This window comes from Acinetobacter sp. CFCC 11171, from assembly GCF_003268405.1.
Classification (GTDB): Bacteria; Pseudomonadota; Gammaproteobacteria; order Pseudomonadales; family Moraxellaceae; genus Acinetobacter; species Acinetobacter amyesii.
In genome coordinates this window covers 1-12,389 of record NZ_LQXP01000056.1, presented here as the reverse complement: position 1 = coordinate 12,389, position 12,389 = coordinate 1, and the positions used below count along the sequence as shown (strand labels likewise).

Genomic DNA, 12,389 nt, shown 5'->3' with positions numbered 1-12,389 from the left:
GATGTTTGTCTTTTATACGTAATTTAAGGGTTTTCATGTACTTATATTAACAATCAAAACTCAAGGAAAATAGTCCTTAGTTAAATCAAACGACACTTCATGTCGTGTCGCTTATATCTCTGACCTGAAGGACAGAGTTTTACGCTCCATTTGATAAAATCGCGCAAGGCGACGCATTTATTTTCATTAGCCCTGAATACAACCACGGCTACAGCCCTGCACTCAAAAATGCGTTGGATTACCTCGGTAAAGAATGGGGCGGAAAACCTGCGGCATACGTTAGCTATGGTGGCACCAATGGTTCACGTTCGATTGATCAAATTCGCCAAGTGGCAACCCAATTGGGCTTAATCGACAGTAATGCTGTGGTTGAAATTCGTGACATTTTCACGCGTAATCAAGCAGATAAATTCGAACCGAATGAATTTGACAACAAAGCGGTTAAAGCGATTTTCAAAAAATTACTGCAATATGTGAGTGCTTAATTCTTGCCGTTCGCGTGATAGATGCCGCCTTTTGTAAGTTCAGGATTACATTATTTTCGGCAGATAGCAGCTATACGCCATGCATCATCCACGATAAAGTTAAAGCGTACAGAGACAGGACGTCACTGAACATAAAACAACAATGATAAGACTAAGCAGGAAGCTTACGGTAGGACAGGAGTTATACCGCTAGAATGAATCTGAAAAAGCCTCGACAGGATGTCGGGGCTTTTTTCATTTCAAATGCTACATAAGAATAGCTCTAACATGAGCCACAACCAAACTCAGGGCAATGACTCATTAGATCTCATCCAATCGGATACGATTACTTTTTAGAACTTTCAACAATTAAACGCGTCACCAAGTACAAACGCGGCACGATAGAATCCGTCAAAATATATTCTGCTTTATCTGAATGTAATCCATCTCCAGACATACCGATTCCTTCAATGATCGCGGCTTTCGAAGTAACTCCAGCAAAAGCGGCATCAGTACCACCACCCCAAGCGGTCGTTTCAACTTTCATCGGCAGCTTTAATTCGTTTGTGTAAATCTGCTGGGCTGTCGCGGCTAATTTTTTGGCTTGTGGACTGGCTTCTAAAGGTGGTCGACGGACTTCAAATTTGACCTCGACCTGACTTTCCGCCAATTTTTTGGTTTTGACTTTTTGCTTCAAAGTTTTTTCCAACTCAGCAAAATCTTGTGGTTTTAAGGAACGAGCATCTGCCTGCGCTGTCGCATGGTCAGGAATCACATTTCGGGTTTTTCCAGCCGTCGCAACGGTCCAATTCAGCTTTAAACCCGTTTTCGGATTGGATAGATTTTCCAATTGTTGAATCTGAAAAGCCAGTTCTGTCAAGGCATTGACTCCTGCTTCAGGTTTTACCCCCGCATGCGAACCCCGCCCTTTAATATCTAAATAAGCCGCACCAATCCCACTGGTGGCTAACATCAAGCTTCCGTCTATACCACCGGTTTCAAAGGACAGGACAACGTCCTGATTTTGAGCGGTATCCATAATCAATTGGCGCGAGCCGGGTGAACTGATTTCTTCATCTGAATTAATTAACACCGTAATGGTGCCGTAATCTTGGTACTTCAGCTGTTTCAGCATATCCAAGACATGAATCACTGCAGCAACACCTTGCTTGTCGTCCAAAATACCTAAACCATAGGCTTTATTACCGTCTATACGAAACGGTTGACCTTGTAATTGGCCCTTTTGATACACCGTATCGTTATGCGCCAACAACATAATGTTCGTTTTACCTTTGCCTTTCAGTACCGCTTTTACAATCGGCCCTGTCTGATCTGGCGCACCATCGAGTTTCATGATGTCTTTGGGCTGAATCACATTCACCTCTGCCCCTGTGGCTTTTAATTGCTCTGCGACCACCTTGGCAATCTGATTCAATCCCTCAATATCTTTACTACCAGATTCAATATTGACCAAGGTTTTCAAGGTCTCTAAATAACCGTGCTTTTGACTTTCCGCAATTTTCTTAATCTCTTGCGGTGATGCTGCCCAACTTGCTGAAGCACTAAGCGCAATAACGCAGCCTAATGCGAAATGAAGTTTTGTTGTCGTCCGTTGTTGTGTAAGTGTTCTTAGCATCGATCTTATTCCCTGTATATTTTTCATTATGAATTTTTAATGTCTGATAAATTAGTTCACCATTCAACCAATTAATCGCAAAAATATGTAACACCGCTGATGAAGATTTTAATCACATCAAAACCAGCTTCCTGCTTTTTTAAAAGCGGTTTAGATCGATTTGGATCAATAGTTCTATCGGTCGATAGCCTAGATGCTGTGCAATACATTGACGCGACGGACAGAATGATAATTTAGGTGTTGTACGTTTTGGCTTACATCAGATGCGGATAATAGACACTATTCACGTTATTGGATTACTTTTATATTAAGGTCATACAGCGACAGGATGTCACTGAACATAAAACAACAATGATAAGACAATGAGCAGGAAGCTTAACGGTAGGACAGGAGTTATACCGCTAGAATGAATCCGAAAAAGCCCCCGACAGGATGTCGGGGCTTTTTTCGTTTAGGCTCCGTGAAAGCAACAATACATGTATTTGCACAGACTAAACATCCACCTGAAAACCTAAATCGACATCACAAGCGGCTTGACCACCTCGTATCCCCCAATTTTCTAGAGGGCTTTCGCGTAAGGTAATGATGATATGGTCGGCTGGAATGCCAAATTCCACCAAATTTTGCACCAGCATTTGATATAACTTACGCTTGGTTGCTAAGGTTCGTCCCGCAAAACAATCGATGGTGATATGTGTAAAACGCTCAGGCTGCGTCAAATGATCAAACACCTGAAACCGATGTGGGGCATGCACTTGCAAACGTATATTGCGGTCATATCGAGGCAGCTGAAAACTCTGTTGTAAGGCATCAAAGACAGCATTTATCAGCTGTTGTTCTTGTTCTATGCTGTATTGCATACGTATATCTATTTGTGTTGCAGGCATGCGCGAAACTCATTGTTTTTATTTAAATCACTACACTAACAGGATTTAGCGGCGTTCTGCTGTAGGCATTTACCTACAGCACATGCAGCAGGAACGCTGATCGGTATGACAGGAGTCATATCTTTAGAATGAATCTAAAAAGCCCTCGATAGGATGTCGAGGGCTTTTTTCATGTCGTCATTCATTCAACGATCGCACTCTATTCGTCGAAAAATCGCAATTTATCAACAATACTTACATCGCAACAGTAAAACTGTACTTATAATCGGCAAAGATTTTAGACAGAATAACGGCTGCGAGTTCAGCAGCTCGAACTGTCAGCGCTTAGGGATTAGGCGACAACAATAAAAATTGAATTAAAAAATTAGAGAATGACCTATGCAATTGCAACAGCAACAACTGAATAGTTTTACCCGCATTTTTCATGCCGCTCCAGAACACAATAGCCCGCAAGATCTTGCACAATATATTGGCGCGCATCGACAAGAGCTTTTACAACAAATCCATGAAAATGGCATCTTGCTGTTCCGTGGTTTTAACATCGAGCAACCCGAACAATTTAACCAACTGATTGAACAATATTTTCAGTTTACGCCATGGAATGCATTTAACCCCAATATGCCCAGCTGGGTTGCATCTTGGATGCGAAAATACAGCGAGAAATTGCTTGGCGCTGGCGACTACCGTCGTTATATCGACCGCAACACAGTGCAATTGGGTCCAGTCGAAAACTCGGTACAAGGCCCGCATGTTGAAGGCGGCGTGCGCTCAGAACGCTCGCGTTATATCGCCTTATTTTGTCAGGAACCTTCGACGTATTTAGCAGAAACAGGATTTAATAACTTAGAGCAAATTTGGGAGAATTTTCCGAAACATCTACAGGAAAAATATCTCGGCGCATGGAACCATTTTTCTTATGTCTCGGCGCGCGAGGTGGGATTATTTGATCGGTTATTGCTGAAAAAGAGCCCGTTTAGTTTAGAGATTCGACAAGATAAAAAAGCCAAACTGACCTTACAGCGTTCGCCACTGGTGATTCATCACCCCGATACAAAAAAGCATGTCATTCAGCCGTGGGCTTTTGCCAATAATACCAATCCATTTGCCCATCAGGCGGCCAAAAATTGCTTTGAAAATCGAGGGGAGATTGAAATCGATTCGACGGCGGACGGCATGCAGCTGACTTGGGAAATTTACACGCCAAAAGGTCAACAAATTGAATGGAGCGATGCGGAAAAGCAGCAATTTTTTGATGCAATGTATAAAGATGCCCTGCTTTTGCAGTGGCATAAAGGTGATGTTGCGATCGTTGATAATATTAAAATTGCGCATTGGCGGATGAATGGAGAACAAGGAAATCGTAAGTTGATTCAAATTCAAGCCAATGCCTTTAATGCCGATGAGCACTATGCGGCTTAGCTGACTGATTTAAAATTCGTGCAGGCATGTATGTGAGAAGCCCCGTAGGGGCTTTTTTTTTATTTTTTGAATTTTTTGTTTATTTTTTAGCCGCTATTTTGGCTCAATTTTGAATAACCATGCTTTTTCACCGTCTTCAATCCCCCAAATGGCGCCATCTTTGGCTTCAATCAAGCCACGGATCCGCTGTTTCATGTCGATGCGCTGGATTTCTGTTGCCGGTTGATGTGCTGTGTCCACAATCACGATTACTTGAGACGACAATCCGCCAATCAGCGCTTTATTTTTCCACAAGGGGAACTTTTGCCCTTGGTAAAACATCAAACTCGATGGTGAAATCACGGGTGTCCAACTGATGGCAGGCGCTTCAAATTCAGGCCGCGTATGATGATCCGGAATCGGTTGATCATCATAATGATCACCATTCGACACATGTGGATAGCCATAGTTTTTCGCACGCTGCACCAGATTTAACTCATCACCGCCTTTCGGGCCCATTTCGGCCACCCAAAGTTGCTGTTTTGCATCAAATGCCATGCCTAAAGGGTTACGGTGCCCGAAGCTCCACACTTGCTTGGCAACCTCGCCTTGGGTCTGAAATGGATTATCTGCAGCAGGCGTTCCATCACTATTTAAGCGCAGCACTTTACCCAAATTTGACTGCAGATCTTGTGCAGGATCAAACTTCTGACGTTCGCCCGAACTCACCCATAATTTTCCATCTGCTCCAAACTGCATTCGGTGTGAATAATGGCCTTGACCTTCTACTTTTGGAATTTGCCTCCAAATGATTTTTCGCTGTTTTAAACTTGGCGCAGCTTCATTGAGGTTTAATGTGGCTTTTTCGATGACAGCGCCAAAACCGCCCTGTCCTGCTTCTGCATAGCTCAGGTATATTTGATGATTTTTTTCAAATTGTGGATCAAGTGCAATATCGCCTAATCCTCCTTGTCCACCATAGGCAACTTTGGGAAGGTTTTTCACCTGTATTTTTTGCTGGTTTTGCGGATTAAAGATGATCAGTTGACCTTTTCTTTCAGTCAGCAATAAACGGCCGTCTGTAAGTGGCTGGATGGCCCAAGGTTCATTAAATTGAGCGATTTTTTGTATTTTAAAGCGCTGTTCTTGCTGGATTTGTGCCGAATTTTGAGTTTGGCTTGGTGTTCGCTCTTGTGCTGTAGATGCAGTGTTTTCTGCATGGCATGCGGCGGTCATCAGGATGCCAACGATGAGGCTAGGCGTTCGAAAATATTTTATGCATTGTTTCATTTACTGTTCCCTTCCCTTTTATAATCATTTGATTCTAATCAATTAATCAGATGATTTTTCTTTGGAAAGGTAACAGAATAATTTTGTACGTTTTGGCTTACATGACATGCAGAAAATTGCGGCTTTCCAAGTTTCAGAAACAGGCCTAATCTACAATTATCAGGAGACAGGAAGTTTCCGAAACATAAAACAATAACAATAAGTTTCTGCATCAGGACGTGAGATATAACAAGGAGTTGTATCTAGAACACGAAATACGAAGAAAACCCCGACAGGATAATCTGCACCCCGAAAGTTGGACACTCTTAGTCGAATTTGAAGGGTGCTTTTTAATGGCTAAATATTCTCAAGAATTCAAATTAAAAGTTGTTGAACATTACTTGTCTGGTCATGGTGACTCTGTGACAGGTCAACTTTTTAATGTTCATAGATCAGATGTTCAAAAGTGGAGTAAAGCATTTAAACTTTATGGTCTGGTAGGCTTAGAACGTAGAAGATCTAAAACAACTTTTACGGTTGAGTTTAAGTATCAAGTTGTCAAAGTAATACATGAAGAAGGCATTTCATTAAGAGAAGCTATGCAACGCTTTGATATTAATGAAACAAGCACGTTAAGAGATTGGTTGAAACAATATAAAGAAAATGGCATAGAGGGTTTGCAACCAAAGCCTAGAGGAAAACTTAACAGTATGCCGAAGCCTAAGATGCCCAAAGCTAAGACAATTAAAGCAGATCAGGATAAAACCCATGAGGAACTGCTTGAGGAGTTGGCATATCTACGTGCTGAAGTTGCTTTCCTAAAAAAGCGGAGAGCCTTGATTCGGAAGCAGAAAGAACAGGAAAAAGTCGAACAGCAACAGCTGCAAGATTCATATCTGAATTAAGGCAAAACTACCCACTAAAGCATGTGCTATGTGCAGCTAAGATGGCGCGTAGTACCTATTTCTATCATCAGAAGTCATCAAAACTCAATGATAAATACAGTGATTTAAAACAGCAAATCAAAGTGATCTATCATCAGCATAAAGGGCGTTATGGGTATCGCAGAATTACGCTTGCATTGAGAAATACAGGCTTGATCGTGAACCATAAGTGTGTACAGCGATTGATGATATCTATGAAGCTTAAATCACGTATTAGGGTTGTGAAATACCGTTCGTATAAAGGGCAAGTGGGTAAAATTGCAAACAATGTATTGCAGCGTCAATTCAAGGCTGAGCGACCTAATCAAAAATGGGTTACTGATGTGACTGAATTTAATATTCGGGGGGACAAGCTTTACTTATCTCCCGTCATGGACCTGTTTAACGGTGAAATCATTGCATTTCAAATGGAACGTAGACCAGTATTTGGACTGGTCAAAGATATGCTTAAAGAAGCTATAGAGACACTCAATATAAATGAGAAGCCAATGATCCATTCTGATCAAGGTTGGCAATATCAAATGAGATTTTACCAGAAACAATTAGCAGAACGAGGGCTCACCCAAAGTATGTCACGTAAGGGGAATTGTTTAGATAATGCTGCTATGGAGAGTTTCTTTGGAATACTTAAATCTGAATGTTTCTATGGAGAAGAATTTAAATCAGTTGATGAATTGGAGCAAAAAGTGAAAGAATATATTCACTATTATAACCATGAGCGAATCAAGGTTAAATTAAAAGGACTGACCCCTGTAGAATACAGAAATCAGTTCTTAGAAATTGCCTAACTTACTGTCTAACTTTTGGGGGTCAGATCAGGACGTCGGGGTTTTCTTTTTCTAGCTGATTTTTAAAAGTTCGCTCTAATCTAGAACCTTCGCATAACATCTCTGTCAAAACTTCTTACAGTTTCCTGCGAAATTATTACATACCCAAATCCGTCAGCTTGTTAGCGTGGTAGACAATCCTCATTGCAAGGAGTCAATCATGACTTTAAAAGCTTTAGTGATAACGTCAAATGTCGGTGTTGAACATGACGAGCTGATCCAACCATTAAATTATTTAAATGAAAAGGGAATTGAAGCCATTCATGCCGCTATTAAACATGCGGTTGTCCAAACAGTAAAAGCCGACAAAAAGGTCGAAGCTGAAGTTCAACCCAATGCCCAATTGAGCAGCGTAAATGCTGAAGACTATGATGTCTTAGTAATTCCAGGCGGAACTGTCAATGCAGATCATCTACGGATCGATGAAAATGCACTGCGACTTATTCAAAACTTTGCTGACCATCAAAAACCTATTGCTGCAATTTGTCATGGTCCTTGGGCGCTCATTAATGCTGAAAGAATTCGTGATAAAACTCTGACGTCTTATAAAAGCATTCGTTTGGATTTGGAAAATGCGGGTGCACATTGGGTCGATGAGCAGGTGCACCGCTGTAATACGGGCGGTTGGGTGCTCATTACTTCTCGCTGTCCAGATGACTTGCCTGCGTTTAATCAAGCAATTCAGCAGGAGCTTGAGCAACAGCAACAGCAACAGCAACAGCAACAGCAACAGCAACAATAATACAAATGGAAAATACCCGCATATTGCATGCGGGTATTTTATAAATCTAAGTTATAGGATATATGGCTTACATATTTTTTAAGTATGCCACTACATCCTCGTTGCCTGCCATTTCTGCGAGCTCTAATGCTGTGTATTGGGTTTTGTGCTGTACGTCTGCACCTTTACCTACCAAAAGCTTTACGACGTCTAAATAGCCATTCTCTGCTGCTGCATGCAGTGCGCTATAGCCTTCTTCATCGGCAGTGTTTACATCTGTGCCATTCGCCAAAGATTTTTCGACTTCTGCGAGTTCACCTAAAGATGCCCAGTACACCAGTTCAGGCAAATGCAGTTCATCATCTTCTTCAGGGATTGGGGAGAATGAGTTGAGTTTCATTTTGTATCCATTAATTTCTGTTCAGCTAATTTGCCTTACATTAAATCCAAAATATCGTAAAACCTTTGTTGTCCGTCCATTAATAACAGGTTTGCCTTCACTATTTACCCAACCAACTAATTCCTGAATATTTGATTGTCCAAATTCATTCAATTTATATTTAGGGTCAAAAATACAGTCTGCTATACGTTTCGGCAAAGATACACTTTCATCATGTAATAAATATATTAATGTTTTCTTTATTCTAGATATATCATTATTTCTTAAAAACTCTTGTTTAAGTGTATTTAAACCTCCTTTATAAAATCTTAGACGATCATAGAATGAATGTGCAACGCAAAGAGCATCTACTATTTGTTCGGGTTTAGCTAGTTCTATAGCGGCCTTACTACCTAATATTTTATTAATTAATGGATAATTATAATGGACAATTGTATCTTCAAAATGTGGCCAATTAGTATTCATCCACTCATCAATCAAGCGATTTAATAACGCCTCTTTATTTGTATCCCAACCTATTTTTTGTTCTTTCCAAATGTCATTTATTGCATGCCGATCGCGAACAAAACTAAAAAAAGAATCAATTTCTAACCTCAATGGTATTAAATTCAAATCAATTTTTCGACTTTTTCTCTTATAAACTTGTTCTATTAAATTGAATGCAGATACCGATTCTTGATACGACTTTAAAAAACTATCTAAAAAAAGCTCAGATTTTTTTTTGTCTTGGTACATATCTTTCGATGTTAGGAAAATTCACATCACCTAAAACTTGTTCAACTTCATAGTCAAAATCATTAACACTATCTAAAGTCGATTTAAATGTTTTATAAATTTTTTCATATTTTTCAACTTCTTCATAAGTTAAGACTTTGGCTGCATCCCAATATTCAGAAAATAGCATAATAAGTTCCTCATATCTTGAATCATCAGATAGAAGCCCAATCATAATTTCCTGATTTGTAAGTAAAGCGCTTTTGGTTAAATTTGCAGATCCTACAAAAATTATTTTATCTCCTAAAATATATAATTTAGGGTGAAAAGATGGATTAGTATAAAATCTAGCTTCGATATTTTTGCTGTTATTTAAAAGATGTTTTAAAGCAATAGGTGATGTTGGAAACCCTAACCTAACAACTATTCTAATACGGCAATTTCTTTGAATTAACTCATCAATCACATCAAATTCAGTAAAGAATGCTGATGCAATATAGACCTCCATTCCATCTTCAATACTATTCATGAATCCAGCTCTAAAAAAATCTTTTTTAGAATTAGTATTAGTAAAAATTCCTTTCATTTTTTAACCATTTTATAAATTAATATTCATATAACATACTAAAAATTAAATAAAAAAGCCCCCTTTCGGAGGCTTTTCTTTTTAAAGAATCACAACTTATGCTTTCGCTGTAGTTGCCTCTTTAACATCAATTTTATCACTGTCGTTTTCATGCATGATCAATGCAACCGCGATCGCAGTAATCAGTACAGGTAAACCCACCGCCATAAAGTTGAAATGCGCAGGTAAGTTCATACCAAGCAAACCACCAATCAGAATCGGCCCTACAATCGCGCCCATACGACCGATCGCAGAAGACCAACCAATACCTGTCGAACGTACAGCAAGTGGGTAATACTGCGCTACATAGCTGTAAAGCAGCATTTGCGAACCAATAGACGCAGCACCTGCCAAGAACACCAAGATGTATAGTAAGAACTGATTCGATTGGAAGCCCATCAAGCTCATCACAATCGCGCCCATCATACCCAAAACCATCAACACAGGTTTTAAGTGGAAACGGTCAGCCAAAATACCACCGCCAACAATACCCACAACTGCGCCCACGTTCATGACCATCATGAACATTAAGCTGTTATCCATAGAATAACCGGCTGCCATCATCAGTTTTGGTAACCAGCTGCTTAGCGCATACATGGTCAATAGGCACGTAAAGAACGCCACCCAAAACAGCAATGTATTTACGGCACGACCACGGCGGAACAAACTCACCACGTTAGCAGCTTCAGGCACGCTTTCCTGCGGTAAAGTGAACACTGTATTTTCGGTTACTTTCACTTCAGGCGCTAAGCGCTTCACGATACTGCGAGCTTTTTCCTGTTTGTTTTCTTTCACCATAAATGCCAAAGATTCAGGTAAGAATTTCCAAATCACTGGTAAAAGGAAAAGTGGAATACCTGCAATAAAGAACATGATTTGCCAACCAAAGTCAGGGGTGAACCATGAACCTAAAAGTGCCGCCATCACACCACCGACTGCATAACCACTAAACATCGTCGTTACTAGTGTGCTACGCATCTTCTGCGGCGCGTATTCCGACGTTAAAGCCACAAGGTTAGGCATTACACCGCCAATCCCTAAACCAGCCAAGAAACGCAAAATACCAAATTCTGTTGGATTCGACGCAAAACCACCAGCAAAGGTCAAACCACTAAATAAAACGATACAGATCATGATGACTTTTTTACGGCCAATCTTATCTGCTAAAGAACCAAAGAACATGGCACCAAACATCATGCCTGCGAGCGCAGTACTAGCAAGCATCCCCGCTTGCATTGCACTTAAGCCCCAGTCTTGCATCAATAATGGTAAAACCACGCCATTAATCGCTAAATCGTAGCCATCAAATAAAATAATCAATAAGCACCAAGCCACTACATTGAAGTGGAACGGGGTAAATTTAGCCTTATCGACTACAGAATTTATGTCTATTTTTTCCGTTGTCATCGTTCTCATCTCCCATGAGTACTTGTCCATAACATTCATTGAATTTTTAAGTAAAATTCAACAGCCACGGAATATACGGAACAGTGTTTTCTAGGGATATTAGACGTATGTTTAATAAATCTAGTCTCTTATAAGTACATGTTAATTGTGTTATTTTTCATGCTTTAGTTTAATTATTAAACATTATCAATATATGATTATTTAACTTCTTTTTTTAAATAATAATGTCCTTGTTTTTAGGTCTAATTCTTCTATTCTTTCATTCAACTTCAGAACGACACACCATCATTTATTTCTATCTTTAGTTTAGAAAAATTTTAAATGTCTAAAAAACAAACGAAAATATATCTTTAGAAAAGTTCGTTTGAACACTCTAGATTGTTTTAAATACCTTGATAGCACTGAGATTAAGCAATCACCAGCTTACAGCGAAATCCACGAGACGCATAATATGACTGTGCGCCATTATGGTAGCTAAATACATGATCATAACGTCGGTCACAAAACAGTGCCCCGCCCTTTTGCCGAATATCCGCTGGCGTTACGATCCAACTCGAAGTCTTTAAATCGAAATGAAAAACTTGCTGTATCGCTCGATAGTCTTCTTCCGTCAGTAGCTCAGCACCGATGTCTCGAACCATGTCTATAACGTTATTTTTGGGAGGATGATCCTTCCGATTATCCAAGGCATCACGGTCATAACACAAGCTTCGTCTAAGCTTTGGTGACTCTAAGCTGCAATCATAAAATATCAGGTCATTAGATTGCCGATTCAGCATAACAATATCTGGCTCACCGCCTGTTTTTTCCATTTCGATTAAAATTTTTAGTTTTGAGGGCTGTGCAATCAATTGCTTTTTAACATCATCCCAAAGCAATTCTGGATGACGCTGCATATTTGTCTCAAAGCGTTGCTGCAATATCTCTAAAATAGAGACTTCATCGAGATCTTGGAGCATATGTACATCCTATTGTTTTTATACATTGGAGACTGAACTTCACTATAAAGAATATAAGCTCACCTTGATGTAAATTTTTTGCGCTGTTTAGCTTTCTTCTTTTTAAATATCTCTCGTTTTCCTATTTTGTGCTTTTGC

At 39.8% G+C, this 12,389-nt stretch carries 11 protein-coding genes and 1 pseudogene; 4 read left to right on the top strand and 8 right to left on the bottom strand.

All coding sequences use genetic code 11. The annotated features are described in order from the left end of the window. Window positions 1-152 precede the first annotated feature (152 nt). Window positions 153-485: pseudogene (locus tag AVJ20_RS17155) on the top strand (NADPH-dependent FMN reductase); the annotation flags it as partial. A 325-nt stretch (window positions 486-810) separates the two neighbouring features. Here AVJ20_RS17155 and AVJ20_RS17150 read toward each other — a convergent pair. After that, a complete protein-coding gene (locus AVJ20_RS17150) occupies window positions 811-2,100 on the bottom strand; it encodes a glutamate carboxypeptidase (protein WP_111886062.1) in 1,290 nt (429 codons plus the stop codon). Window positions 2,101-2,591: 491 nt separating this feature from the next. Beyond that, window positions 2,592-2,987 (bottom strand): tautomerase family protein, encoded by a 396-nt coding sequence (locus tag AVJ20_RS17145; protein ID WP_111886061.1) that lies wholly within the window; start codon window positions 2,985-2,987, stop codon window positions 2,592-2,594. A gap of 378 nt (window positions 2,988-3,365) precedes the next feature. Between AVJ20_RS17145 and AVJ20_RS17140 the strand changes: the two genes are divergently transcribed. Next, window positions 3,366-4,406: a TauD/TfdA family dioxygenase gene (locus tag AVJ20_RS17140; RefSeq protein WP_111886060.1), complete on the top strand. Its 1,041-nt coding sequence runs from the start codon at window positions 3,366-3,368 to the stop codon at window positions 4,404-4,406. 93 nt (window positions 4,407-4,499) lie between these two features. Here the strand turns inward: AVJ20_RS17140 and AVJ20_RS17135 are convergent, their stop codons facing one another. Next, a complete protein-coding gene (locus tag AVJ20_RS17135) occupies window positions 4,500-5,675 on the bottom strand; it encodes a PQQ-dependent sugar dehydrogenase (protein WP_111886059.1) in 1,176 nt (391 codons plus the stop codon). A gap of 332 nt (window positions 5,676-6,007) precedes the next feature. Here AVJ20_RS17135 and AVJ20_RS17130 point away from each other — a divergent pair. Next, a protein-coding gene (locus AVJ20_RS17130; RefSeq protein ID WP_416240555.1) for an IS3 family transposase occupies window positions 6,008-7,386 on the top strand; the annotation gives its coding sequence in 2 pieces (ribosomal slippage) (window positions 6,008-6,482 and window positions 6,482-7,386; 1,380 coding nt in all). Window positions 7,387-7,585: 199 nt separating this feature from the next. Continuing rightward, a complete protein-coding gene (locus tag AVJ20_RS17125; RefSeq protein ID WP_111886057.1) occupies window positions 7,586-8,167 on the top strand; it encodes a type 1 glutamine amidotransferase domain-containing protein in 582 nt (193 codons plus the stop codon). Window positions 8,168-8,234: 67 nt separating this feature from the next. On the opposite strand, the gene AVJ20_RS17120 is transcribed toward AVJ20_RS17125, so the two are convergent. From AVJ20_RS17120 to AVJ20_RS17105, 5 genes are all read right to left on the bottom strand, one after another. Continuing rightward, a complete protein-coding gene (locus AVJ20_RS17120; protein ID WP_111886056.1) occupies window positions 8,235-8,546 on the bottom strand; it encodes an ankyrin repeat domain-containing protein in 312 nt (103 codons plus the stop codon). A 21-nt stretch (window positions 8,547-8,567) separates the two neighbouring features. Next, complete coding sequence (locus tag AVJ20_RS18525) at window positions 8,568-9,281, bottom strand: hypothetical protein (RefSeq protein WP_213066208.1); 714 nt, start codon at window positions 9,279-9,281, stop codon at window positions 8,568-8,570. Further along, window positions 9,256-9,846 (bottom strand): phospholipase D family protein, encoded by a 591-nt coding sequence (locus tag AVJ20_RS18520; RefSeq protein ID WP_213066206.1) that lies wholly within the window; start codon window positions 9,844-9,846, stop codon window positions 9,256-9,258. Before AVJ20_RS18520 ends, AVJ20_RS18525 begins: the two co-directional genes overlap by 26 nt. A 96-nt stretch (window positions 9,847-9,942) precedes the next feature. Beyond that, on the bottom strand, window positions 9,943-11,292 hold the full coding sequence (locus AVJ20_RS17110; protein ID WP_078190664.1) for an aromatic acid/H+ symport family MFS transporter: 1,350 nt from the start codon (window positions 11,290-11,292) through the stop codon (window positions 9,943-9,945). Between the two features lie 407 nt (window positions 11,293-11,699). Continuing rightward, window positions 11,700-12,251 carry a DUF4256 domain-containing protein gene (locus tag AVJ20_RS17105; RefSeq protein ID WP_111886055.1) on the bottom strand — a complete coding sequence of 184 codons (552 nt, stop codon included), beginning with the start codon at window positions 12,249-12,251 and terminating at the stop codon, window positions 11,700-11,702. Window positions 12,252-12,389 lie beyond the last annotated feature (138 nt).